At 59.4% G+C, this 25,118-nt stretch carries 26 protein-coding genes, 1 tRNA gene and 1 CRISPR repeat array; of the genes, 9 read left to right on the top strand and 18 right to left on the bottom strand.

The window, feature by feature from the left end:
* The 7 genes from nuoF to VGK14_RS14485 all read right to left on the bottom strand — a co-directional run.
* On the bottom strand, positions 1-1,233 hold a 1,233-nt coding region (nuoF, locus tag VGK14_RS14455), incomplete at its 3' end, for an NADH-quinone oxidoreductase subunit NuoF (RefSeq protein ID WP_331509807.1).
* Positions 1,233-1,706, bottom strand: coding sequence for an NADH-quinone oxidoreductase subunit NuoE (nuoE, locus tag VGK14_RS14460; protein ID WP_331509808.1), 474 nt, complete (start codon positions 1,704-1,706; stop codon positions 1,233-1,235). The genes nuoF and nuoE, both read right to left, overlap by 1 nt.
* A complete protein-coding gene (locus tag VGK14_RS14465; RefSeq protein ID WP_331509809.1) occupies positions 1,706-2,959 on the bottom strand; it encodes an NADH-quinone oxidoreductase subunit D in 1,254 nt (417 codons plus the stop codon). The genes nuoE and VGK14_RS14465 overlap by 1 nt, the downstream gene beginning before the upstream one ends.
* A 116-nt stretch (positions 2,960-3,075) precedes the next feature.
* On the bottom strand, positions 3,076-3,672 hold the full coding sequence (locus tag VGK14_RS14470) for an NADH-quinone oxidoreductase subunit C (RefSeq protein ID WP_331509810.1): 597 nt from the start codon (positions 3,670-3,672) through the stop codon (positions 3,076-3,078).
* Positions 3,673-3,680: 8 nt separating this feature from the next.
* On the bottom strand, positions 3,681-4,157 hold the full coding sequence (locus tag VGK14_RS14475; RefSeq protein WP_331509811.1) for an NADH-quinone oxidoreductase subunit B family protein: 477 nt from the start codon (positions 4,155-4,157) through the stop codon (positions 3,681-3,683).
* A 58-nt stretch (positions 4,158-4,215) separates the two neighbouring features.
* Positions 4,216-4,572 carry an NADH-quinone oxidoreductase subunit A gene (locus VGK14_RS14480; RefSeq protein WP_331509812.1) on the bottom strand — a complete coding sequence of 119 codons (357 nt, stop codon included), beginning with the start codon at positions 4,570-4,572 and terminating at the stop codon, positions 4,216-4,218.
* 207 nt (positions 4,573-4,779) lie between these two features.
* On the bottom strand, positions 4,780-5,472 hold the full coding sequence (locus VGK14_RS14485) for a YceI family protein (protein ID WP_331509813.1): 693 nt from the start codon (positions 5,470-5,472) through the stop codon (positions 4,780-4,782).
* 23 nt (positions 5,473-5,495) lie between these two features.
* On the opposite strand from VGK14_RS14485, the gene sucC reads away from it, so the two are divergent.
* The 4 genes from sucC to VGK14_RS14505 are packed head-to-tail and all read left to right on the top strand — an operon-like array spanning position 5,496 to position 10,140.
* The gene (sucC, locus tag VGK14_RS14490) at positions 5,496-6,656 is read left to right on the top strand and encodes an ADP-forming succinate--CoA ligase subunit beta (RefSeq protein ID WP_331509814.1); all 1,161 of its coding nucleotides are present in this window, start codon (positions 5,496-5,498) and stop codon (positions 6,654-6,656) included.
* Between the two features lie 9 nt (positions 6,657-6,665).
* Entirely contained in the window at positions 6,666-7,541 is an 876-nt protein-coding gene (gene sucD / locus VGK14_RS14495; protein ID WP_331509815.1) for a succinate--CoA ligase subunit alpha, read from the top strand.
* 19 nt (positions 7,542-7,560) lie between these two features.
* Positions 7,561-8,508 (top strand): ankyrin repeat domain-containing protein, encoded by a 948-nt coding sequence (locus VGK14_RS14500; protein ID WP_331509816.1) that lies wholly within the window; start codon positions 7,561-7,563, stop codon positions 8,506-8,508.
* Positions 8,509-8,532: 24 nt separating this feature from the next.
* A complete protein-coding gene (locus VGK14_RS14505; protein ID WP_331509817.1) occupies positions 8,533-10,140 on the top strand; it encodes an NAD+ synthase in 1,608 nt (535 codons plus the stop codon).
* A 2-nt stretch (positions 10,141-10,142) separates the two neighbouring features.
* Here VGK14_RS14505 and VGK14_RS14510 read toward each other — a convergent pair whose 3' ends face one another.
* The 10 genes from VGK14_RS14510 to VGK14_RS14555 form a co-directional block, all read right to left on the bottom strand.
* Positions 10,143-10,895 carry a YdcF family protein gene (locus tag VGK14_RS14510; protein ID WP_331509818.1) on the bottom strand — a complete coding sequence of 251 codons (753 nt, stop codon included), beginning with the start codon at positions 10,893-10,895 and terminating at the stop codon, positions 10,143-10,145.
* A gap of 116 nt (positions 10,896-11,011) precedes the next feature.
* A complete protein-coding gene (locus tag VGK14_RS14515) occupies positions 11,012-11,548 on the bottom strand; it encodes a NapC/NirT family cytochrome c (RefSeq protein WP_331509819.1) in 537 nt (178 codons plus the stop codon).
* Between the two features lie 69 nt (positions 11,549-11,617).
* A complete protein-coding gene (locus tag VGK14_RS14520) occupies positions 11,618-13,984 on the bottom strand; it encodes an MtrB/PioB family decaheme-associated outer membrane protein (protein ID WP_331509820.1) in 2,367 nt (788 codons plus the stop codon).
* 99 nt (positions 13,985-14,083) lie between these two features.
* On the bottom strand, positions 14,084-15,181 hold the full coding sequence (locus VGK14_RS14525) for a DmsE family decaheme c-type cytochrome (protein WP_331509821.1): 1,098 nt from the start codon (positions 15,179-15,181) through the stop codon (positions 14,084-14,086).
* A 55-nt stretch (positions 15,182-15,236) separates the two neighbouring features.
* Positions 15,237-15,617: a c-type cytochrome gene (locus VGK14_RS14530; RefSeq protein ID WP_331509822.1), complete on the bottom strand. Its 381-nt coding sequence runs from the start codon at positions 15,615-15,617 to the stop codon at positions 15,237-15,239.
* Between the two features lie 503 nt (positions 15,618-16,120).
* Positions 16,121-16,205, bottom strand: a tRNA-Leu gene (locus VGK14_RS14535).
* 33 nt (positions 16,206-16,238) lie between these two features.
* Positions 16,239-16,598, bottom strand: a complete 360-nt coding sequence (gene secG / locus VGK14_RS14540) for a preprotein translocase subunit SecG (RefSeq protein WP_331509823.1) — start codon at positions 16,596-16,598, stop codon at positions 16,239-16,241.
* 19 nt (positions 16,599-16,617) lie between these two features.
* Positions 16,618-17,370: a triose-phosphate isomerase gene (gene tpiA, locus VGK14_RS14545; RefSeq protein ID WP_331509824.1), complete on the bottom strand. Its 753-nt coding sequence runs from the start codon at positions 17,368-17,370 to the stop codon at positions 16,618-16,620.
* 237 nt (positions 17,371-17,607) lie between these two features.
* Positions 17,608-19,299: a single-stranded-DNA-specific exonuclease RecJ gene (gene recJ, locus VGK14_RS14550; protein ID WP_331509825.1), complete on the bottom strand. Its 1,692-nt coding sequence runs from the start codon at positions 19,297-19,299 to the stop codon at positions 17,608-17,610.
* Complete coding sequence (locus VGK14_RS14555; protein ID WP_331509826.1) at positions 19,292-20,323, bottom strand: phosphoglycerate mutase; 1,032 nt, start codon at positions 20,321-20,323, stop codon at positions 19,292-19,294. The genes recJ and VGK14_RS14555 overlap by 8 nt, the downstream gene beginning before the upstream one ends.
* A gap of 54 nt (positions 20,324-20,377) precedes the next feature.
* On the opposite strand from VGK14_RS14555, the gene sixA reads away from it, so the two are divergent.
* The 4 genes from sixA to VGK14_RS14575 all read left to right on the top strand — a co-directional run bounded on the left by sixA (position 20,378) and on the right by VGK14_RS14575 (position 23,978).
* Positions 20,378-20,830, top strand: coding sequence for a phosphohistidine phosphatase SixA (gene sixA, locus VGK14_RS14560; RefSeq protein ID WP_331509827.1), 453 nt, complete (start codon positions 20,378-20,380; stop codon positions 20,828-20,830).
* Positions 20,831-20,834: 4 nt separating this feature from the next.
* Positions 20,835-21,467 (top strand): ParA family protein, encoded by a 633-nt coding sequence (locus tag VGK14_RS14565; RefSeq protein ID WP_331509828.1) that lies wholly within the window; start codon positions 20,835-20,837, stop codon positions 21,465-21,467.
* Positions 21,457-22,974, top strand: coding sequence for a CHAD domain-containing protein (locus VGK14_RS14570; RefSeq protein ID WP_331509829.1), 1,518 nt, complete (start codon positions 21,457-21,459; stop codon positions 22,972-22,974). The genes VGK14_RS14565 and VGK14_RS14570 overlap by 11 nt, the downstream gene beginning before the upstream one ends.
* 140 nt (positions 22,975-23,114) lie before the next feature.
* The gene (locus VGK14_RS14575; protein WP_414691729.1) at positions 23,115-23,978 is read left to right on the top strand and encodes a substrate-binding domain-containing protein; all 864 of its coding nucleotides are present in this window, start codon (positions 23,115-23,117) and stop codon (positions 23,976-23,978) included.
* Positions 23,979-24,232: 254 nt separating this feature from the next.
* On the opposite strand, the gene VGK14_RS14580 is transcribed toward VGK14_RS14575, so the two are convergent.
* Positions 24,233-24,487 carry a hypothetical protein gene (locus tag VGK14_RS14580; RefSeq protein WP_331509832.1) on the bottom strand — a complete coding sequence of 85 codons (255 nt, stop codon included), beginning with the start codon at positions 24,485-24,487 and terminating at the stop codon, positions 24,233-24,235.
* A 3-nt stretch (positions 24,488-24,490) separates the two neighbouring features.
* Between VGK14_RS14580 and VGK14_RS14585 the strand changes: the two genes are divergently transcribed.
* Entirely contained in the window at positions 24,491-24,646 is a 156-nt protein-coding gene (locus VGK14_RS14585; RefSeq protein ID WP_331509833.1) for a hypothetical protein, read from the top strand.
* A 103-nt stretch (positions 24,647-24,749) separates the two neighbouring features.
* A CRISPR array of direct repeats spans positions 24,750-25,071; the repeat unit is 37 nt; unit sequence GTTTCAATCCTCGCCTGCCCCGGAGGGCAGGCGCTAC.
* Positions 25,072-25,118: the final 47 nt, after the last annotated feature.

Below are 25,118 nucleotides of genomic sequence, written 5' to 3' on the forward strand. Positions count from 1 at the left end.
GAACTCCGGCCGGAAATGCTTGATGAAACTGATTACCGGCGTCGCCGCCGCCTCGCCCAGCGCGCAGATGGTGCGGCCGGAAATGTTCTCGCCCACGTTGGTGAGCAGGTCGAGGTCTTCCATGCGGCCACGGCCCTCGGCGATGCGGCGCACCACGCGCCACATCCAGCCGGTGCCCTCGCGGCAAGGCGTACACTGGCCGCAGGATTCCTCGTAGTAGAAATAGGACAGGCGATCCAGCGCCTTGACCATGTCGGTGGAATCGTCCATCACGATCACCGACCCCGCGCCCAGGCTGGAGCCGCCGACCTTGGAAATGGAATCGTAATCCATGGTGCACTGCATCATCAGTTCGGCCGGCACCACGGCAGTCGAGGAACCGCCGGGGATCACCGCCTTAAGCTTGCGCCCTTTCCAGACGCCGCCGGCCAAAGCCAGCAGTTCCGGAAACGGCGTGCCCATGCCGATCTCGAAGTTGCCGGGCTTTTCCACGTGGCCGGACACCGAGAACAGCTTGGTGCCGCCGGAATTCGGCACGCCCAGGTCCATGAACGCCTGGCCGCCGTGCTGCATGATGTAGGGCACGGAAGCGTAGGATTCGGTATTGTTGACGTTGGTGGGCTTGCCGAACACACCGAAGCTCGCCGGGAACGGCGGCTTGAAGCGCGGCTGGCCCTTCTTGCCTTCGATGGATTCGATCAGCGCGGTTTCCTCGCCACAGATATAGGCGCCGTAGCCGTGGTGCGCATACAGATGAAAGCTGAAATCGGTGCCGAACAGGTTGTCGCCCAAAAAGCCCGCCGCGCGCGCTTCGTCCAGCGCCCTTTCGAACAGCTCGTATTCCGCCCAGATTTCGCCGTGGATATAGTTGTAGCCGACGCGCGCACCCAGCGTGTAGGCGGCAATCGCCATGCCCTCGATCAGCTGGTGCGGGTTGTAACGGATAATGTCGCGGTCCTTGAACGTGCCCGGCTCGCCTTCATCGGTGTTGCAGACGATGTACTTCTCGCCGTCGAAATAGCGCGGCATGAAGCTCCACTTGAGGCCGGTGGGAAAGCCCGCGCCGCCGCGGCCGCGCAGACCGGAAACCTTGATCTGGCTGATGATCTCGGTGGCCGGGATTTTTTCCGTCACAATGCGCTTCAGCGTATCGTAGCCGCCGATGCTGCGGTAGGTTTCCAGCGCGCCAGGATTGGGCAGGTGCAGGGTACGGAAGCAGACTTCGTTGGCCATTATTTCAGCCCCGCCAGCAGTTCATCGACCTTTTCCGGAGTCAGGTGCTCGTGCATGTCCGTGTTGTTGACGTGCAGCAGCGGCGCGCCGCCGCAGGCGCCCATGCATTCGCCTTCCTTGAGCGTGAACTTGCCATCCGGCGTGGTTTCGCCGCAATGCACGCCCAGCTTGTGTTCCAGATGCTCGACGATGGCGGCGGAGTCGCGCAGCATGCAGGAGATATTGGTGCATACGGTGATCTTGTGCTTGCCCACCGGCTCAAGGTCGTACATGTTGTAAAAGGTCGCCACCTCGAGCGCGGCGATGGCCGGAATGCCGAGATATTCGGCGACGAACTCGATGGTGTCCTTGGCCAGCCAGCCCTTTTCCTGCTGGGCGATGCGCAGCGCCGAGATCACCGCGGACTGGCGGCGATCGGCCGGATACTTGGTCAGCTCGCGGTCGATCTTGGCGAGGGATTCAGGGGAAAGCATCAGCGGTCAATCTCTCCGAAAACAATATCTTGCGTGCCGATGATGGCGACCAGGTCGGCGATCATGTGGCCGCGCGTCATTTCGTCCAGCGCGGCCAGATGCGCGAAGCCGGGTGCGCGGATTTTCAGGCGGTAAGGTTTGTTGGCGCCGTCGGAAACCAGGTAAATGCCGAATTCGCCCTTGGGGTGCTCCACTGCGGCGTAAGCTTCGCCTTCCGGCACATGGAAGCCCTCGGTAAACAGCTTGAAGTGGTGGATCAGCGCCTCCATGTCGTGCTTCATGGTTTCGCGCGACGGCGGCGCCATCTTGTAGTTGTCGCTGATCACCGGGCCGGGGTTGGCGCGCAGCCAGGCAACGCATTGCTTGATGATGCGGTTGGACTGGCGGAACTCTTCCATGCGCACCAGATAGCGGTCGTAACAGTCGCCGTTGGTACCGATGGGGATGTCGAAATCCATGCGATCGTACACTTCGTACGGCTGCTTCTTGCGCAAATCCCAGGCGATGCCCGAGCCGCGCAGCATCGGGCCGGTCATGCCCAGCGCCAGCGCGCGCTCCGGCGCCACCACGCCGATGCCGACGGTACGCTGCTTCCAGATACGGTTGTCGGTGAGCAGCGTTTCGTATTCGTCGACATAACCATCGAAGCGGCTGGTGAAATCCTCGATAAAATCCAGCAGCGAGCCCTGGCGGTTCTCGTTCATGCGGCGGATGTCGGCGGCGCCGTGTATCTTCGATGCCTCATACTGCGGCATGCGGTCCGGCAGATCGCGGTAGACGCCGCCCGGACGGTAATAGGCGGCATGCATGCGCGCGCCGGACACCGCCTCATATACGTCGAACAGGTCTTCGCGCTCGCGGAAGGCGTACAGGAACACCGTCATCGCCCCCACGTCCAGCGCGTGCGCGCCCAGCCACAGCAAGTGGTTGAGGATGCGGGTGATCTCATCGAACATCACCCGGATGTACTGCGCGCGCTCCGGCACTTCGACGCCCATCAGCCTTTCGATCGCCATCACATAGGCGTGCTCGTTGGACATCATCGACACATAGTCGAGGCGATCCATATACGGCAGAGCCTGCAGGAAGGTACGATTTTCCGCGAGCTTTTCGGTGGCGCGGTGCAGCAGCCCGATATGCGGGTCGGCTCGCTCGATCACTTCGCCGTCCAGCTCCAGCACCAGGCGCAGCACGCCGTGAGCGGCTGGGTGCTGCGGGCCAAAATTCATTGTGTAGTTTCTGATTTCAGCCATACGTCACCTCTTCATTCCGCATTGCGTTCAAACGAAGACAAGGCGGAGGCGCGCAGACAGTACGAATAGTACGGCAAGCGCCGACAACGCCGTATTCGTTTGAACGCAATGCGGAATCAGCCACGATGGAAGCCCTCGTCGCGGATAATGCGCGGCACATTGTTGCGCAGTTCGATGGAGACCGGCTGATAAATCACGCGCTGCTGATCCGGGTCGTAGCGCATCTCGACATTGCCGATTACCGGAAAATCTTTTCTGAACGGGTGGCCGATGAAGCCGTAGTCGGTGAGGATGCGGCGCAAGTCGGGATGGCCGTCGAACATGATGCCGTAGAGATCGAACGCCTCGCGCTCGAACCAGTTGGCCACGGGCCATATGCCAACCATAGAGGCAATCAGCGGGAAATCGTCGTCCTCGACGAAGGCCTTGATCCGCACGCGCTGATTGAGCGCGACGGAAAGCAGATGATAGACCACCGCGTAGCGGCGCCCTTCCCACAAACCTTCCTTGTAATCGCTGTAATCGACGCCGCACAGATCGATCAGCTGCTCGAACTGCAGACCCGCACCATCGCGCAATATTGTGCAAACCGCCACGGCATCGGCGGCCTTGATGTCGACGGTCAACTCGCCGACATGCTCGGCCAGCCGCGCCAGCTTGTCGCCAAGCGCGTTCCTGAGGCTTTCTGCCAGCTTTTCCAGACGGGGGCTCATAGGTGGTTTTATCGGGCGATGGTATTGGTGCGTTTGATCTTGTTTTGCAACTGGATAATGCCGTACAACAGCGCTTCTGCGGTCGGCGGGCAACCCGGCACATAGACGTCGACCGGAACGATGCGGTCGCAGCCGCGCACGACAGAATAGGAGTAATGGTAATAGCCGCCGCCATTGGCACACGACCCCATCGAGATCACCCAGCGCGGCTCGGCCATCTGGTCGTAAACCTTGCGCAATGCGGGCGCCATCTTGTTGATCAGCGTGCCGGCGACGATCATCACGTCGGACTGACGGGGACTGCCGCGGAACACGATGCCGAAACGGTCGAGGTCGTAGCGCGAAGCGCCGGCATGCATCATTTCCACCGCGCAGCAGGCCAACCCGAAGGTCATCGGCCACATCGAACCGGTACGGGTATAATTGATGACGGTATCCAGGGTCGTCGTGACGAACCCCTTCTCCATGATGCCTTCGATGCTCATGCCTGCCGTCTCCGAACCGACACCATCGACTCAACCAGCACGCTTCCTGCTCGCACCGTCACTCCCATTCCAGCGCCCCCTTCACCCACTCATAGACAAAACCGACGATCAGGATGCCGAGGAACACCATCATGGCGACAAAACCGAACAGGCCGATCTCCTTCAGCACCACTGCCCAGGGAAACAGGAAGGCAATTTCCAGATCGAACAGGATGAATAGGATCGCGACCAGATAGTAGCGCACGTCGAACTTCATGCGCGCATCCTCGAAAGCCTCGAAGCCGCATTCGTAAGGAGAATTTTTTTCGCTATCCGGACGGCTGGGGCCGACCAGCTTGCCAATGACCATGGGCACGACGCCGACGGCCAGCCCAACCAGAATAAACAGCAAAATCGGAAAGTAATTTTCCAGCACGCTAAATCGAATAATCCAAGTGATTTTTGTAAAGCCGCAAGACTCAGGCTGTCATCGCGACAGCCTATTCGAGACTGTGAAGTGGCCAAGCGGAGGTAATTATCCTAGATAGTGGGATACCGGGTCAACTGACTTTGCATAAATTAATGCTATTAGAAAAATTAATACCCATGACTGTTCACTCTATTAAGCATGGTACATTGAATATTATTTACCGAGCGGCCCAAGATTAAAACGAAATAGCAGCTTCACTTCATCGCCCACAACCTCAAGCCAGTCCGTAGTGCCAATGCCATACTGTTTCCGAGAAATGGGAAACAGCCCTTCGAGAATCGCGACATTGTTTTCCAGTTTAACGGTAAAGGGCACCATGACCGGCTGGGTCACCCCTTTAATGGTCATTTTACCTTCGGCCTCATACGAGCCGCCGCGTGCCTTGAACCCGCTCGACTCGAACTTCGCGGTTCTGAATTGTTCGATATCGAACCAACCTTTGGTTCTCACTTCATCATTGGAATCAGGATTGCCGGCATCTATGCTGGCCATCTCTATCTCAACCTGGGCCCTGGCCGCTTCAGGATGATCGGGGTCGAACGCGATATGGGCATTGTATTTGCCGAATTTACCCTCGATCGGCACCCCCATCTGCCGCGAAATAAAGGTAATGTTGCTTTTTTCGGGGTGAATCTGACCGAATTCCACCGCATGACAAGCTGCGGAAACCATGGTCATGGCGACAGCGAAGAAAATCTTCATTGGCATTTCTCCTGTAGATCGTTTTATTACAAGCTCGGCATAAAACCATGCAAAAACCATGCTAACGCCACACCAGCCCGCATCGTCCGTAACATCGTCATTTCGCCTGCTGGCTTCTTTTCTGCTTTTCAGCCAAAATTGCATTAATTTTTCGCACGGGATTTTTCATGAATTTGCATGAGTTTCAGGCCAAGCGCTTGCTGCAGCACTACGGCATTCCAACCCCGCAGAGGGTGACGGTGGAAACCGCGGAGGCCGCAGCGGCGGCGGCGGCCGAACTGGGGGGGCATGCCTGGGTAGTCAAGGCGCAAATCCACGCCGGCGGACGCGGCAAAGCCGGCGGCGTCAAGGTCACGAAATCCGCCGACGAGGTACGTGCTGTTGCCGCCGGTTTGCTCGGCAAGAATCTGGTAACTTTGCAGAATGCTCCGGAAGGCCAGCCGGTCAGCAAACTGCTGATCGAGGAAACCCTGCCGATTGCACGTGAACTGTATTTAAGCCTGCTGGTGGACCGCAGCATTGAACGCGTGGTGGTAGTGGCCTCCGCGGCCGGCGGCATGGAGATCGAAGAAATCGCCCACACCGCCCCGGAAAAAATCCTGCGCGAAGTATGCGACCCACTGCTGGGGCTGGTCGACTACCAGGCGCGCGACCTGGCGTTCGCGCTGGGGTTGGAAGGCACCCAGCTCGGCGCCTTCACCAAGCTGCTCAAGAGCCTGTACCAGTTATTCAGGGAAAACGACCTCGCCCTGCTGGAAATCAATCCGCTGGTGGTGACGACGGCAGGCGCGCTGGTGGCGCTGGATTGCAAGATCAGCGTGGATGACAATGCCTTGTACCGCCAGAAAACGCTGGCCGACCAGCGCGACTGGAGCCAGGACGACGCCAAGGAAGCCGATGCGCACGCCGCCGGGCTCAACTACATCGCGCTCAACGGCAACATCGGCTGCATGGTCAACGGCGCCGGGCTGGCGATGGCGACGATGGACCTGATCAAGCTGCACGGCGGGCAGCCGGCCAATTTTCTCGACGTCGGCGGCGGCGCCACGGCCGAAACCGTGGCCAAGGCCTTCAAGATCATCCTCTCCGATGCCAACGTGAAAGCGATACTGGTCAATATTTTCGGCGGCATCATGCGCTGCGACATCATTGCCGAGGGCATCATCACCGCGGTTAAGGAAGTGGGCGTGACAGTCCCGGTTGTCGTCCGCCTGGAAGGCACCAACGTTGATCTGGGAAGGAAGATGCTGCGTGACAGCGGCCTGTCCATTATTTCCGCCGATGGGCTGACCGACGCCGCCAAGCGCGCGGTAGCCGCAGCGGCATAGGTACTTAACATGAGCATACTCGTCAACGACAACACAAAAGTGCTGTGCCAGGGCTTCACCGGCAAGCAGGGAACGTTTCATTCCGAACAGGCGCTGGCCTACGGCACCAGGATGGTGGGTGGCGTCACGCCGGGCAAGGGCGGCCAGACCCATCTGGGGCTGCCGGTGCTCAACACCATGCGTGACGCGGTGAAAGCCACCGGCGCCAATGCCAGCGTGATCTACGTGCCGCCGCCGTTCGCCGCCGATTCCATCGTGGAGGCGGCGGACGCCGGCATCGCGCTCATCGTCTGCATCACCGAGGGCATCCCGGTATTGGACATGCTCAACGTCAAGGCGGCACTCAAGGCCAACGGCGTAAAACTGATCGGCCCCAACTGTCCCGGCGTCATCACGCCGGATGAATGCAAGATCGGCATCATGCCGGGATTCATTCACCGGCGCGGCAAGGTGGGCATTGTATCGCGCTCCGGCACGCTCACCTACGAAGCCGTCAACCAGACCACACGGCTCGGGCTGGGACAGACCACCTGCGTCGGCATCGGCGGAGACCCAATCAAGGGGCTGAACTTCATCGAATGCCTGGAATTGTTCCAGGCTGATGCGGAAACCGAAGCCATCATCATGGTAGGCGAGATCGGCGGAGACGATGAAGAAGCCGCGGCGGAGTATATTCGCTCCCATGTCACCAAGCCGGTAGCTGCCTACATTGCCGGACAGACCGCCCCCAAGGGCAAGCGTATGGGACATGCCGGGGCCATCATTTCCGGCGGCAGCGGCAAGGCCTCCGACAAGATCGCCGCATTGGAAAAGGCCGGCGTCGTCGTCGCCAGTTCGCCAGCGGGGCTGGGCGAGGCGGTAGTGGCGGCAATCGATGCAAAATGAACCACGGGGATTATCGGGAATGAAATTGACCAAAACACTGGTCCTGCTGTGCGGGCTTCTGCTGCTGTCGCCGATGACGTGGGCGGATGAGGATATTCCCTACCTGCTGACCGCCGCCTCCAAGGGCGACCTTGCCACGGTACAAGCCATGCTGGACAGCGGCGTCAACCCCAACACCAAGGACAAGGACGACATCACCGCGTTGATGTATGCCGCGCGCAAGGGCAATGCCGAAGTGGCCCGGGTTTTGCTGGACAAGGGAGCCGAGGTCAACGCCAAGGACAATGGCGGCTGGACCGCCTTGATGTTTGCCTCCAAAAAGGATTTTCTGGAAGTCATGAAGGTACTGCTGGCCAAAGGCGCGGATATCGGCGTTCGCGACGAGGCCGGCTGGAGCGCGCTGGGGCTGGCGTCGACCTCCGGCTATAGCGATGCGGTCGGCCTGCTGATCGAGCATGGAGCCAGCGCCAACGCCAAGAGCGACGATGGCAAAACCGTGCTGATGTATGCCGCCAAAAACGGCGACGTTCCAACCGTACAGACGCTGCTGAAGAACGGCGCCGACACCTCGACCCGCGACCGCTTCGGCGCGACCGCGTTGATGTATGCCGCCCGCGAAGGACGCGTGCCCGCGATGCAGGCGCTGATCGATGGCGGCGCAAAAATCGACTCCAAGGACACTACCGAATGGACGGCGTTGACCTGGGCGATCCGTCGCGGCAGGGTCGAGGCCGCAACACTACTGGTAGACAAAGGCAGCGACGTCAACCTCAAGGATTCGGAAGGCACGCCTTTATTGCATTACGCGGTGGAAAGCGGTTCGACGCCTATCCTGCAACTGTTGCTGGATCGCGGCGCCAAGGTCAAAGCCAAGGACCAATACGGCCTCACCGCGCTGGTGTATGCGATGAAAAGGCAGCGGGCCGAAATGGTGCGCCTGATCAAGGGCGCGGGCGGGTCGTATTAAGCCCGAAGCGTTCTTACGTTTCCCATGAAAATCGCCATCGCTCAACTTAACTTCACCGTCGGCGACCTGTCCGGCAATGCCGGCATCATCCTGGATGCCGCTCGACGGGCACGTGCGCAAGGCGCGGAACTGCTTATCACGCCGGAACTCGCGCTCACTGGATATCCCCCGGAAGACCTGCTGCTGCGCGACGATTTTCTTTATGCCAGCGCGACGGCGTTGGCCGATCTCGCCGCCAATATCGACGACATCGCATTGCTGGTCGGCCACCCGCACATGGTCCGGGACAAGCGCTACAACGCAGCATCGCTGATACGCAACGGCAAGGTGGAGGCAACCTACCTCAAGCATGTACTGCCCAACCACAGCGTGTTCGATGAAGTGCGCTATTTCACGCCCGGCAGCGAACCGCTGGTGTTCGAACTGGGCGGCATACGTTTCGGCGTCAATATCTGCGCCGACGTCTGGGAGCCGGAACCCGCACAACTGGCGCGCCAGCACGGCGCCCAGGTGCTGCTCGCGCTGAATGCTTCGCCCTACCATCTGGACAAGCAGCTCACGCGTTATGAAACGTTGCGCGACCGCATCAACCAAAGCGGCATGCCGGTCATTTATGCCAACCTGGTGGGAGGGCAGGACGAACTGGTGTTCGATGGCGCCAGTTTCGCAATGAACGGTGCGGGCCATATCACCAGCCAGTTCCCGGCTTTCGAAGAAGTACTGGATTTCATCGAGCTGCAAGACATCCAGCCCATCGGCGGCGACATCTGCCCCGATCCGGGGCTGGAAGCCAGCGTCTACAAAGCTCTATGCCTCGGCGTCCATGACTACATTATCAAGGGCGGCTTTCCCGGTGTGGTGCTGGGTCTCTCCGGTGGCATCGATTCCGCGCTGACGCTGGCGATCGCGGTCGATGCGCTGGGCAAGGACCGCGTACGCGCGGTAATGATGCCGTCGCAATACACTGCCGACATCAGCCTGGCCGATGCCCGCAGCATGGCCGACACCCTCGGCGTGCGCTACGACGAGCTGCCGATCAAGCACGTCTTCGACAGTTTTCTGGATACGCTGGCACATGAATTCGATGGCCTGCCGTTCGATCTTGCCGAAGAAAACCTGCAGGCTCGCATCCGTGGCACCCTGCTGATGGCGCTGTCCAACAAGTTCGGCAGCATCGTGCTGACCACCGGCAACAAGAGCGAAATGGCTGTAGGCTATTCCACGCTGTATGGCGACATGGCGGGCGGCTACGCGGTGTTGAAGGACGTGCCGAAAACGCTGGTATACCGTCTCGCCCACTATCGCAACAGCCTTGCTCCCATCATTCCGCAGCGCACTATCACGCGCGCTCCGTCGGCGGAACTGCGCCACAACCAGGCCGACCAGGATTCCCTGCCGCCGTACGAGGTGCTGGATGCAATCATGGAAATGTACGTCGAGAACGACCGCAGTCCGGAGGACATCATCGCCGCCGGTTTCACGCAGCACGACGTCAAGCGCGTGATTACGCTGATTGACCGCAACGAATACAAGCGCCGCCAGGCGCCCGTCGGCGTGCGCATTACCCATCGCGGCTTCGGCAAGGACAGGCGCTATCCGATTACCTCAGGCTACAAGCCCTTGTCCTTTTAGTTTCACTGCTTTAGCAGCTGGCGGCCGCCCGACCACAGCATGCCTATCATCTCGTGGAAAAATATCCTGCTGCCTTCCAGGCCTTCCGCGTTGGGCAGGAAATCGATGACAGTCAAATGGCCCAGGTCATGGAACCCGGTCCCAGCCGTCAATACCTCGAACCCTAACTGTTCGAACAGCTTCCGCGAGCGCGCCATGTGCCAGCCGTGCGTCACCAGCAGTATGGTTCTCACCCCGTTGGTGTCGAGTATCTTTTTGCTGTAAGCGGCGTTCTGGATGGTGTCATGGGATTTGTCCTCCACCCATTGCACCGGCACCTGGAAATCCTGCTTCAGGGTTTTCTGCATCAGCGCCCCTTCCGACACCCCCCGTGCCTCCGTGTCGCCGCCAGCCACCAGTATCGGCAGCCGCGTGCGGCGATGCAGAATCGCCGCATAGCGCAGGCGCTCCAACGTATCCTTGCTGACCGTATACTCCGGGCTGCCGAAAGAAACGCCGCCGCCCAGCACGACGATCGCCTGGGCGCCAGTCGGCAGCCTTACCACACCGGCACTATCTTTTTCCAGCAGCATGTCCAGCGCATTGCCCGTTATCGGCATCGAGAACAGCCACATCAGCGCGATCATCAGCCCCAGCAATCCCCTGCCCCATGCCGGCCGGGTTTTGAGCAATGCCAAGCCGATGATGCCCAGCAGCAAAAAATTGAGCGGCGGCAACAAAAAAGCGGAAATTAGTTTGATCGTCAGCCAGTCCATAGGCTACAACCCTGTTCGAGTGCTGTAGCCGGCCAGTTTACCGGCAATTGCTCCGCCGCCAAACAAAATGCCCGCAAATGCTGCATTTGCGGGCATTGGTCTTGGACGTCTGGCGCTTATTCGTCCGGGTCTACGTATTCCTTCGGCAACAGGTGGGCGATCCCCTTGTGGCAGTCGATACAGCTCTTGCCCTCCTGCTTCGCCTGGGCATGCTTTTGCTGCGCCTTGGGCTTCTGCTTTTTCGTGTCCATACTGTCGAAGTTATGGCAATTGCGGCATTCGCGCGAGCCCGAAGCCTTCATGCGTTCCCATTCGTGAGTGGCTAGCTCCATGCGGTGCGATTCGAATTTTTCCGGAGTATCGACGAACCCGGTGATCTTGCCCCACACTTCCTTGCTCGCCTGGATCTTGCGCAGCATTTTATGGCCCCAGTCCTTGGGCACATGGCAATCGGAGCAAATGGCACGCACGCCGGTGCGGTTGGTGTAGTGGATGGTTTCCTTGTATTCCTGATACACCGTATCGCGCATCTCATGGCAGCCGATGCAGAACTCCAGGCGGTTGGTGGCCTCCATGCCCGTGTTGAAACCGCCCCAGAACAGGATGCCGGCAAAGAAGCCGACTGCCAGCAGCGCCAGCAGCGAATATTTCACGCTAGGCCGCCGCAGGGCTTGCCAGCAGCGCTTGAGGATTCCTGCCCGGTTTCCCATGTTGCCCCTTTCTTATTTGAAGCTGTAGATGTAGGAAACACCCAGCATGTGCACCGAGTAGTCCGGCGAAGTAATGCCCGGGCCGACGTAGCCCTGCACTGCAATTACGCCGAGCGCAGAATTGGAATAGGCATCGTATTGCCAGTCCCGGGTAGTCAAGTGCCGGTAAAGATAGTTCATCCGTATCGAAGACGATTTGTCGAGCTTGTATACACCGTCCAGTTTCACGTCGGTCATGCGGCTGGTGATGTCGGGGAAGGATTGAGCGGGCACGAATACGTTGTTTAACGCTGCAGCACCGTTGTTGTAATAGCTCCCGCCACTCATGTCGACAGGGGTTCTGGCATAGGAATAGGCGAGATCGCCGGTAAGTTCCAGCTTGCCGCTCAGCATCCCCTTGGACTTGAAACCTAAACCCAGCGTGTGTACGCGGTCAGCCTGGGTTTCGCTCCATTGCCGACAGGGGTCGCCCTGGAAGTAGTCTGCCGGCTGGTGTCCGGCTGGAGCGGAAAAAGCGGTACAGGCCGTGTGTGGATCCAAGATGGTGATGCTAGTGGCGCGTGCGATGGCGTAGCTATCCAGCCTGGATTTCATGTCCTCATAGGTGTAATAGGCGTTGAAGGACAGCTTTTCGCTCACCGCATAATCGCCGTCCAGATTGAGCGCCCAGCTTCGGGATTCCTGCAGGCCATACTTGGAATGGTTATAATCATCCTTGCTGTACGACAAATCAGTCTGCAGCACGAAGGCATCGGTCACCTGGTAATTGAGCGAGCCCCGCAGTTTGTCGCGGTTGCGGTCAGCCAGGAAAAACTGACGGAACCCGGGCAGCAGCGGATCGGCTGCCGGCAATGGCGCTGCCGGACTGACTGGAGCCGGATCCCCATCCTCGTACGTCGAGGCCCGTCGCTGCGAATAGGCATAGGCCAAACGGCCGGTGAGGTTGTCTAGAAGATTGTTGCGGTATTCGGCGCCGAGCGTGTTCTCCCAGGTCTTCTTGGCCCGGAACGGACTCCCTTCACCATCGGCGGTACGCTTGATCTCCTGCCATTCGTAACCCACGTTGATGCCTTGGCTGCCGGCAAAAGCATAATCCGCATCGACGTTGATCTGTTGCAGGCGGCGGTTGATGGGCTCGTTGGTGAATTGGGTGCTTGCCCCAGTCAAATCCGGAGTCACCAGGAAATCACGAATCGGTGTCTGGTTGTCGCGGTTGTCGTACTTGTACCCGAAATTCAGACCGAGGTTCATCATCGGCCGGGTCGTCAGCTTCGCAGAAAAGAAGGTATTGACAACCTTGGCATGCGCGGAAGTTTCCGGCAACACCCAAGTAGCGCCTGTCGGCGTCGCCAGGAACGATTCGTCCTGCAGCATGCGCGTATAAGCACCGCTCATCACCAGTTTGGTGGTGTCGGTAAAGTTGTAGCCGCCTGCCAGATTGATCTGATGCATACGGTTGTCGGGTGCGCCGCTCATATGCGCGACATTGCCCGGCACGGGTGTTGTCGAACCGGCACCCGCGTACTGCGCACTCCAAACGTCGATATCGTTATTGTAGAAGGAGCCGTTATAGCCCACGCTGAAATGCCCCCTTTCATTGGCATAGCCAACGGTGGCTTCGTACAAATCCGTGGTGCTATCGATCGGTTCCGGCAGCAATGCGCTGGGGCCGCTGAACCTGTTCATGTTGACCCCGGTCAGCTTGGTGCCACTTTTTTCCTCATGCCGAACGGATGCCTTCATCTCCCAGCCCGGGCTGAACTGCATGCTGAACGCCAACCCGTCGATGGTGCGCTTGGTCTCGACATCGAAATTCTTCATCAGCGCCGGGATCAAGATACCCGGGCCGCGGCAGGCCCCGGTTGGCGTTCCGCCGGCGGCCGCGCAGGCAGCCGTTGCATAGGGTGCCTGGATATTGTTCCAGTTGGCCAGTGCCGCATTGGCGCTGGCCGCTGAACTCACCCGCGTGGCAGCGGGGGGGTATTCCGCAGGCAGGGTCAGTGTGCTGCCGCCTGCACCATCCCACAGCGTCTTGTAGCTGTCGGAGTAATTGCGCTTGATTTCGTCATGGCCGTATATCAGCCGGAATAAGCCCTGTTGGCCGTATTCCGCAGTCAGGTTACGCGTATCCAGACCCAGGTTCGTGCCATTGATGCGATACCGCATGGCGCTATCACCGTCGTAGGCGCCACCTCCGCGCAAATCAATATTCCCGATGGCATAGATACCCTGCTTGTCAAGGCCGTTGTATTCCCCTTGCTTGAAGGAATCGTCGCTGACATAGCCGACCCCAAGTTCGATATGGCTGCCAGGCTTGACCAGATCGGCTACAGATGGACTTGCAGCATCGTCCGCATACGCAGCCGGAAGAACGGCCAAGCTTAACAGGGCTCCCTGCACGGCAGCGGTAGCAACCCGAACAGTAAAACATGCTTGATTTTTTCTCATGATATTTTCCAAGATCTATCGTGATGTCGATTAGCGCAGGAACCTGTTGCCGCCCGGATGGTTAGATCCATGAATCTGCGAGTGGCAATTGGGACATCCGCGGAAAGCAAGCCTCGATTCGGGGTTATTTCTTGTGATCCGGGTGCCGGTAATGGGATTAATTGCCTGTGCGGCGGCAGTTGTACCGATATTGTTATTGGATGCGGCGCCGTCAGGCAGGTTAGCTGCACTGTATACCTGGCCCGGGTGCGGCGCGCCATCGCCGTGGCATTGCTGGCACAACCATGGGGCGCGGGCCTTCAACAGCGGCGCATTAGTCGAACCGTGCGGCGTATGGCAATTCATGCAATCGTCGGTTGCCGGCGGATGCTCCCAAAGGAACGGGCCGCGCTTCTCGGCATGGCAGGTGTAGCATGTTTCATTAACCGTGTTCTTGACCAACAGCTTGGGGCCTGCGGAACCGTGCGGATTGTGGCAGTCAGAACAGCCAACCTTGCCTGCGGCAATCGGGTGGGTAGAAATGCGCTGAGCCTGGGCACGCTGTTCCTTATGGCAGCTATAGCACACTTCGGGCTGCGTGGCCTTGGTCAGCACCTTGTCGTCCTTGGCGTGGACCTCGTGGCAGGACACGCAGGCCACGTTGCGCTTCTGATGCTGGCTACCGGCCCAGTAAGTGCGCTTGCCCAGGGCATTCTGGTGGCAAACCATACAGGTCTTGTTCTGCGCTTCCGCATCCGATCTGCGGAACGAGGAATTTTTGCCGCTGCGGGTGCCGAACAGCACATCGGGTGCCGGGCGCGTTTCCTTGCCTTCGACATTCTTGACATGGGCTTCGCTCTCGCCGTGGCAAGCCTGACAGGTCGGAGTTCTGGCATCCGCCTTGACGCCGTGCCGTGTCGCATAGATGGAAAGTACCGGCTTGGTTTCATTCTCGTCATGGCACTTGGTACACACCGCATCCTGCTTGAGAGATTCGGCCATGGTCGGGGTTTTGCCCTGCGATGAGGCCGATGCCCCCAGGTCAGGGAGGTGGTCGGTGAGCGGCTGCTCAGCCGCCAGCACGGATGAACCAGTCAATATCCCGCTGACGAACACACCCGCAGCCAGCATTTTTCGCAAAAACTTCATTATTATTCTCCCCATTATTTCGATATCACACCATTGCCCCACGACTCCAAGAGCATCAATTTTCCGGCCACTTCCCGCCTGGCAGCGAGAGAATCCATTCAATGAGGTTGGTTTGCTGGGCAACATCCTTGACCTTGATGATCTTGTGCTCTTCCTCATGGCCATCGGGGAACTTGGCCTTTTCTCCTGAGGTGATATGAGTGATCAACCGCTTCACGGTCTCGGCGTGGTCTTTATCCTTGTATTTGGCTGCGACGTCGCGATACGCCGGCCCATCTTTGTGCTTGTCGACGGCATGGCACTTGAGACATCCATTCTGCCTCGCCAAGGTAAGCGCGGCATCGGCGTCCACCGCTAAAACGGCCGAAGAAAACGACAACGAGAAGGCTGCAGATGCGATACTGATCAATCGCGCGGTATGGCTGGAACGACTCATTTTTATCTCCAAAAATTTAGCGCATTCAGCGGGACCGTCAAAGCCGCACCCCTAAATGCGGATAACCTAGTCCTTTTATTCTCCGCGCTGGGCATTCATCTGTAAACACAAATTTCCATAATATTTTTAATGCCTTACAAATCCACTCTGGATTGCGTTTGCGGTTTTCTATGTAAATCAGGGGACTAATTAACGTTAACATTTGCATAAATCGGATAAGAAGATGTTGTTTTATTGCAACATCTCTCAGCGAAGCTTAGGGATAATTTGCATTGCGAATAGTCTTCTCGTCCAACAGACGCGCAGGTTTTGCCATTTGCTGGTATCTCGGTAAATGAGGTTTTCGGTTACCAAATTAAGTACCAGCGAAAATACCAGCAAAGAATGTGAGATGCAATAAGACGCGCTGAGATCGGATAAAACAAAAAAGCCCGAAAACTCTAGGTTTTACGGGCCTTCTGTGAGGATTCTGAGACTTATTGAAACTTCTTGATACTGCTTATTGGTGCCGACGGCGAGACTCGAACTCGCACGACTTTCGTCACTACCCCCTCAAGATAGCGTGTCTACCAATTCCACCACGTCGGCTTAATACTGGGCAGGACTAGCCTGCCGCGGGAATTACTTGGGAACCTCCTGGGACTTCGACGGGGCCGCGGGAGGCTCGGCCGGGGCCTCTTTTTTGGCATTGCCTGCGGCCGGCAGTAGCTGCGTCTTGCTATGCACGTCCATCACGCTGGATTGTTTGCCGCGATGACTGGAAATATAGGCCAGCGTCAGGCTGGTGGTGAAAAACACGGCGACCAGCACGGCAGTCGCACGGCTTAAAAAATTGGTCGAACCGGAAACGCCGAACAGGCTCCCCGATGCTCCGCTGCCGAAAGCGGCGCCCATGTCGGCGCCTTTGCCATGCTGCAGCAATACCAAGCCGATAACGCCGAGCGCGGCCAGCGCATGTACAATCCAAACAATAGTTTCCATCAGACCTTATCTCAAACCTTCAATTTGCCGCACGACAGATCGCAATGAACTGGTCGGCAACCAGCGAAGCATTACCTACCAACGCACCGTCAATATCGGGCATAGACAGTAATTGTGCCGCATTTGCGACTCTTACGCTACCCCCATGCAGGATGCGGATACTGGCCGCAACGCCGGAATCAAGGCTGGCTATGCGCTTGCGGATGAAGGCATGCACCGATTGCGCCTTGTGCGGCGAAGCGCCGCGACCGGTGCCGATCGCCCATACCGGCTCGTAGGCCAGCACCCCCTTGGCCAATCCCTCCGCACCTACTCGGGTCAGCACCGCGTCCAGCTGGCGCGCCACCACTTCTTCGGCCTCCCCGGCTTCGTGCTCTTCGCGCGATTCGCCTATGCAGAAAACCGGCTTCATGCCAACCTTGACCGCGGCCTCGAACTTGGCGGCGACCACCGGGTCACTTTCATTGCACAGTTCGCGCCGCTCGGAATGGCCGATGATGACGTAGCTGCAGCCGAAATCCACCAGCATGTGCGGCGCCACCGATCCGGTAAACGCTCCGCCTTCGAACTGGTTCATGTTCTGGCCGCCCCAGGCGATGTTGGTGCCCTGCAGTATGGCCTGCGCCTGCCACAGGTAGGGATGGGGGACGCAAATGGCATAGTCGGCATTGCGATAATCGCGCAAGCCTTCCACCGCGGCGTCCAGCAGGGCCTTGTTCCATGCCAGGTTGCCGTACATTTTCCAGTTGCCCACTACCAGCTTGCGCCTCATGGGGAGCCTATTTCAGCATGGCCGTCCCGCAGGGTCATGCCACAAAAACGCACCTGCGGCGTAGCGGAGCTTGCGAATGGAACGGCCATTCGCTGCGTCTCGCGCCTTGCATCCATCGCTTTTGTGGCATAACGCATCTTTCGTCCCCGCTGAAACAGGCCCCAGCTCCATCCCTTTCAAGGGGGCGCATTTTACCCGCGAACCGGTGCAGGGTCAAAAATGTACCGACGCAGGTTTCTATGCCGGATTCCAGTGCCGTAGCGTCAATTGCACGCTCTGCTGGCCGTTGTATTCATTCACCCCGAGCTGATATACCGCATGCACGACAGCAGGTAGCGGGTCGGCCTGAAAAAACAGCATCGCGTCGAGCAACTGCCCTTCCCGCCTCAGTTTCAGCTTGAGATGGCGTTCGCCCACGACACGCTGCTCCGCAACCGCAAATTCGCCGTGGAAAGCCGGCGTGGCGAAGCCCTGCCCCCATACGCCGCCGTCGATGGCCAGCGCGGCCTCCAGCGTATGATCGTGCGCCGCCAGCAGGCCATCGGTTTCTATCATCTGTTCCAGATCGGCAGGAGTAAGCAATTCGCTGGCCACTTGTTCGAACAGCTCGGCAAAACGCGGGAAATTTTCTTCCATCAGCGACAGGCCGGCCGCCATCGCATGCCCGCCGAAGCTCAGCAGCAAATCCGGCTGGCGCTTGGACACGAGATCGAGCGCATCGCGCAAATGCAGCCCGGGGATGGAGCGGCCGGAACCCTTGATCTTGCCGTCTCCTGCCGGGGCAAACGTAATGACCGGGCGGTGAAATTTTTCTTTCAGCCTGGAGGCGAGGATGCCGATCACGCCCTGGTGCCACTCGGGGTCGTACAGGCTGAGGCTGTAGCTATCCTGCGCCGAGACCTCTTCCAGCGCGGCGAGCGCGGCCTGCTGCATGTCGGATTCGATTTCGCGCCGGTTGCGGTTCATTGCGTCCAGCCGGCCGGCCAGTTCCTGCGCCTGCTCCATCTCCTGCGCCAGCAGGCACTCGATGCCGAGCGCCATGTCCTCCAGCCGCCCGGCGGCATTAAGACGCGGCCCGACCACAAAGCCGAGATCATAGGTGGACGCGCGGCGCGGGTCGCGCCCGGCAACGCGCAGCAGTGCGATCACGCCGGGGCTGGCCTTGCCGGCACGGATGCGGCGCAAACCCTGGTCGACCAGGATGCGGTTGTTGTCGTCCAGCCGCACCACGTCCGCCACCGTCCCCAGCGCCACCAGATCGAGCAACTCGGTGAGATTGGGCTCGTTGCCGTCGGCAAACCTGCCGCGCTGGCGCAGCTCGGCACGCAATGCCAGCATCACGTAGAAAATAACGCCGACACCGGCCAGGTTCTTGCTGGGGAAAGTGCAGCCGTGCGCATTGGGGTTGACGATACAGACCGCATCCGGCAGCGCATCCCCCTGCAAATGATGATCGGTCACCAGCACCGCGATGCCCAAACGGTTCGCCTCGGCCACCCCTTCGACGCTGGCGATGCCGTTATCCACGGTGATGATGATGTCGGGTTTGCTCTGCGCCGCCAGCCGTACGATTTCCGGCGTCAGGCCGTAGCCATGGTCGAAACGGTTGGGCACCAGATAATCCACCGTCGCTCCGAACAGGCGCAGCCCGCGCACTCCCACCGCGCATGCCGTCGCGCCGTCGGAATCGTAATCGGCGACGATCAAGAGCTTTTTGTGCTGCGCTATCGCGTCGGCCAGCAGCGCCGCCATCTGGTCGGCATTGCGCAATTGCGCGGGCGGAATCAATCCGGCCAGCACCGTTTGCAGTTGCGCCGCACGGGTAATGCCGCGCGCCGCATAAACGCGGGCCAGCACCGGGTGCAGCCCTTCTGCGGTGAGGCTCAGCGCCACTTCCTGCGGGTAGTCGCGGGCAACGATACTAGTCATGCAAATAGGTCTCCAAAGGCCTGGGGCGGCGCCAGAATTTCCATAAATTATTGTGGTTAACGGTATAGCTCCTGACCCGGCCGAATCCGGCCAGATGCAGATGAATGCTGTCGACGCGGCCCGCTTTCAGCTGCCGCAGCAATGGCGCGAACCACTGCTGCTCCAGTTGCTGCAACACCTGGAACCAGTGCGCAGCATCCTGCCGCAAATCCGCGCGGTCCAGTTGATCCAGCAGCAGCAAATGCGCATCGGTCGTGATGCCATGCAGCCAGGCCGCGCAAGATTGCGGCAGTGGTTGCGCCTCGATTCCGTGCACCGCCGTCAGGCCTTGGGCCAGCGCATCCTGCGACCAGACGGCATTGAATGGCGTCCCTTCAGGCTGCATCAATACGCCGCCGCCCCAGGGCCAGATGCTGTTCACCGCAAGCTGGCCGCGCTGCGCGCGCGCGAGGTTGACCGGATGGTCGTGCAGCAGCATCTGCGCCTCGTTGATCCGGCCATGCCATTGCATGGCATCGGCACCTTGCGGCAGCAGGCGGTCGACGTCCCGGCCTATCGCTTCGGATAGCGGATGCGTGTTCATCCGGGAAGGAATCGCCAGGTACAGATACCAGCGAGCGGCGGCGGGAACGAGAAACTGCACGCCGTCGGCGGCGAAATGGCGGTTGAGCGTGGCGGCCAGCGCCAGAGCTTCATCCAGGGTAAGATCAAGCGGCACGCCGTCGGCCATTGTCAGGCTGTCGCGCAGCAAATGCAGATGGACGGGGTCGGCACGCAGCCAATACCGCTCGCCGGGCGCCAAGCCGTCCCCCAACGCGGCGAACGGGGCGACCGGCCAATCGTGCTGCCGCCGCACGCCGAATGCATTGCACAGCCAGGGCTCCGCGCCGCCTTCGAATAGTTGTTGTTCGCCGCCGAACGCGAGCATTCCCTCCAGCCCAGGCAGGCGTGGCGAAGCCCCGGCAGCAGCGGGAAATAACCCTTTGACCAGTAAATGGCATTGCAACAAATGTTTCACTTTCATGACAACGCCAGTAAGGTTAAGATTTGCCTTCCCGATTGGATAACATTCACAGCCATGGACCTCATCCTTTGGCGCCATGCGGAAGCGGAAGACGGCTTCCCCGACGCGAAGCGCGCACTGACAGAAAAAGGCCACAAGCAAGCGGCACGAATGGCGCAATGGCTTCAGTCCCGGCTACCTGAAGATGCGCGCATCCTGGTCAGCCCGGCAACCCGCGCCCAACAGACCGCCACCGCGCTGACCAAGGATTTTAGCACGCTGGAAGCACTTGCCCCTGGCGCCGATGCGCAGGCGCTCATCGATGCCGCGGGCTGGCCACGCGCCGGCGGCACCGTCGTTATCGTCGGCCACCAGCCGACATTGGGAGCCGTGCTTGCGCGGATACTGGCACAGGGCAACGATAGCTGGAACGTAAAAAAGGGGGCGGTTTGGTGGCTTGCCAACAAGAAGCGCGGCAACAGTTCCGAAGCCATGCTCAAAGTCGCGATCTCGCCGGACTTGCTGTGAAACGATGAAAAGCGTCCTCATCGCCAACCCCAAGGGCGGCAGCGGCAAGACCACGCTAGCCACCAACCTCGCCGGCTATTTCGCCACGCGCGGCCGGCGCGTGGTGCTGGCCGATCTCGACCGCCAGCAATCCGCCACGCAATGGCTAGAGCGCCGCCCTTACAAGCTGCCGCTGATTCATGCCCACGATCCACGCCGCAAATCGCATGTATTCGAGCCGGAATGGATGATTGCCGATTCCCCTGCCGGAATGCGCGATGAAAAACTTTCCGACGCGGTCAGGCAGGCCGATTGGGTCATCGTCCCGGTGCAGCCGTCCGCGTTCGACATCGGCGCCACGCGCGCTTTTCTCGAAATACTGGCCGAGGAAAAGGCCGTGCGCAAGCAGAAAACCTTCGTCGCGATAGTCGGCATGCGGGTCGACAGCCGTACCCGCTCCGCCGCGAGCCTGGCCGAGTTCATGAAACGGGCGGAGTTTCCGGTGCTGACCTGTTTGCGCGACGCCCAGGTCTATGCCCTGGCAGCGGAACAGGGTGCCACCCTGTTCGATATCCGGCCCTCGCAAGTCGCGCGCGACCTGCAGCAATGGGCGCCGCTGCTGCACTGGCTCACGAAGGCAAACGATATTGGGCAATGAGATCGAGCTCAAGCTGCGCATCGCCCGCAAGGATGCGGCGCGCCTGCGCAAACACCCGGCCGTCGCCGCTGCTTGCGTCGACAAACCGGTCACGCGCAAGCTCACCAGCATTTATTACGACACCCCCGATTTAAAATTGCACGACGCCGGCATCAGCCTGCGCGTGCGGCGCATGGCGGGCGGCTGGTTCCAGGCGGTGAAAGCGGCGGGGAGTTCGCTGGCTGGGCTGCATCAGCGCATGGAGTGGGAAGATATTATTGCCAACGGTCAGCCGGACTTTACCCGCATCCTCGACCCGGACCTGATCAAGCTGTTTGCCGACCAGCAATTGCGCGATGCGCTCAAACCGATTTTTCGCACCGAAGTGCAGCGCACCGAATGGCAGCTCGCTTTTGACAATGACAAGATCGAGCTGGCGCTCGACCTGGGTCAGTTGGTTGCGGACAGGAAACGCGAGCCGATCAGCGAAATCGAACTGGAACTGAAAGACGGCAATGCCGGGCGCCTGTTCGACTTGGCGCTGGCACTGCAGCAGGACATCCCGCTGACGCTGGAAAACATCAGCAAGGCGCAACGCGGCTATGCCCACTACCGCCCGCAGCCTCCGGCCATTTTCAAGGCCCGGTTGCCTGCGCTGGATCGCGATGCGGACGCAACTGCCGCTTTCAAGCAGATCGCCTGGGAATGCATCAACCACCTGCAAGGCAACCAGGACATGGTGCTGCATGGCCATGACGTGGAAGGCGTGCATCAGATGCGGGTGGCGCTGCGCCGCCTGCGCTCGGCGTTTGCGGTATTCCGCGGCCTGCTGGGGCGCGAAAGCAGCGCGGCGCTGCTGGATGAACTGGGATGGATTACCGAGGTGCTGGGCACGGCGCGCGACCTGGACGTGTTCATTACCCAGACGCTGCCGCCGGTGCTGGCGCAGTTCGAACACCATGCCGGTCTGCTGCGGCTGCGCAGCAAAGCCCTCTCCGCACGGCGCAAGGCTTATGCCGGGGTGCGCGACGCGCTCGATTCGCAACGCTACCATGGCCTGCTGCTGACGCTGGCAGCCTGGCTGGAAAACGAACGCTGGCGCGACGGTACCGATACCGATTCAGGCGTGATCGATATTGCCCATGCCATCCTGTCCAAGCGCCACAAACAATTGCGGCAGCACGGCAAGCGGCTGATCCATATGCATCCCGAAGAACGCCATCAAACCCGCATTGCCGCCAAAAAACTGCGCTATGCGGCGGAATTTTTCGCCAGCCTCTACCCTCCGGGCAAAAGCCATGCCTTCATACACAAACTGGCACAGGTCCAGGACCGGCTGGGCATACTCAACGATATCGCGGTCACCGAAAAACTGCTGCGCCAGTTGATAGGCACGCGCCCCGACCGCACGCTGGACGAAGCCATGTATATCTTCGCCGGCTGGAATGCCTGTAACGCCATGCATAGCCTTAACCACATGGACGAAGCGTGGCACGAATTCGCCGCACAAAAACCTTTCTGGCGCTAAACTTGCCTTGGCCCGGCGCCGGCTTAAGAACTTACCGGCGCAACGGCTGTCAGACCAGCACTGCCGGCTTTGCGCTCGCCCGCAAGCAGACGCAATAATTTTTAAACGGCTTCTAAGGACAACAGGGGTATTACATGAGCATGCCAAGAATCAACAAAATTCTCGCAATACTGTTTTTAGCGGTAACGGCCAATGTTTGTTCGGCCGACGAGGCAGAGCTATACCTGCAAAGCGGCGCGCCGGGATTGCCGATGGCAACCGAAGACCCAAACGTTTTCCGGGTCTGCGCACCTAAGGATAATTTGCCTTTTTCCAATGAAAACGGCGAAGGGTTCGAAAACAAGATCGCCGAACTCATCGCCAAGGATTTGGGCAAAAAACTGCACTACATGTTCTGGTACGACCGCCAGGGATTCTACCGCAACACGCTTAGCGCGCACCGCTGCGACGTGGTGATGGGAACGGCATCGGATGCCGACATGACGCTTAATTCCAAACCCTATTACCGTTCCGGCTATGTCTTTGTCTACAAGAAAAGCAGCGGCTTGAACATCAAGGATTGGGATTCCTCCGACCTGCATAAAGCCAAAATCGGCGTGGTCGGACAGACGCCGCCTTCCCGCCCGCTGGAGGATAAAGGCCTGCTGGAAAATTCACGCCCCTATCGCCTCCAGCGCGACCTCAACCTGCCACCGAGTTTCATGATCGACGACCTGGTCAAGGGCGATATCGATGTCGCCATCGTGTGGGGCCCGATCGGCGGTTATTTCGCCAAGAAATCCGGAGCCGACCTGGTGGTGGTGCCGGCCCCCGAATACGAGCAGAACAACGTACACGGCAAGGAATACTGGAACATTTCGGTCGGCGTACGCAAGAAAGACAAAGATCGTATCGCGATGATCAACCAGGTGCTCGAGCGCAGGAAAGACGACATCAACAAGATTCTGGACGACTACGGCATCCCGCATGTGCCTGTCGTCGAAGACAAGAAGGCATCAAGGTAAGCCTTGCAAGCATAAAAAAACCGCCGGGATCGCTGGCGGTTTTTTTATGTGCGGACCTTTTGGGTCTGACTATCTCGGCGATCATCACAGCATGACTCCGATCCTAACCGCCATGAAAGGCGGGCGCTACCCGGAGATCATGAAGGCTTGCCATTGTCGATGGCGTTTCAATCCTCGCCATGCCGCGCTGGAGCTACTTGGTTTAAATCCCGGGAGGGCAGGCGCTACTAAAAGCGGCCATTTTCTGATTACTGCTACTGGGTTTCAATCCTCGCCTGCCCCGGAGGGCAGGCGCTACCGGTCATCAACATGTAATCGACACCCCTCCCAATCGTTTCAATCCTCGCCTGCCCCGGAGGGCAGGCGCTACGACGGCCGGCAAGCAGCTGGCGCTCGATCATGACTACCTGCTGCATATCCTGCATACGCATGGTGGAACGCAGGAGATCGCGCGCGGTCAGCTGCCGGTGGAGGCGGCAGACTTCGAGAAATTCGCAAACCAGTTGCATGCCGTGAAAACCATCCACCCGGGCAAGCCCGCGAAATCGAAAAACGGCGCGCACCGGATCTCGGTCAGAATCGAGATGGATGCAGTTTCATACGATGTGGTATTCGAAGTGCGCCGCAGTTTTGTGGTTCCATATACGTTATGGAAGCGGCAGAAATAGAACAGCCGCACTGCCCGATGTTCACTTGCGTGCCCCCGGGCCGAACGTTCAGAACGTCGTGCGGCTTGAAATGATTATGCTGCCGCCCACGCGATAAGTCAATGTTTCAATCCTCGCCTGCCCCGGAGGGCAGGCGCTACGCGCTCTGTGGCCGTTAAGCAACACCTGGCTTTTGTTTCAATCCTCGCCTGCCCCGGAGGGCAGGCGCTACCAAAACTGGTGCGGAATGTCCCTCAATCCGAAAAGTTTCAATCCTCGCCTGCCCCGGAGGGCAGGCGCTACCAGCAGACCTTGCGCGTTGCAACAATCTCTGTTCAGTTTCAATCCTCGCCTGCCCCGGAGGGCAGGCGCTACTGACGATAGAGGCGGCGCAGTCATGCATATCTACGTTTCAATCCTCGCATGCCCTGGAGGGCAGGCGCTACCGATGAGGCTTCCGGAATTCACGACCAGATTTGGGTTTCAATCCTCG

It is taken from the genome of Novimethylophilus sp. (assembly GCF_036504375.1).
Classification (GTDB): Bacteria; Pseudomonadota; Gammaproteobacteria; order Burkholderiales; family Methylophilaceae; genus Novimethylophilus.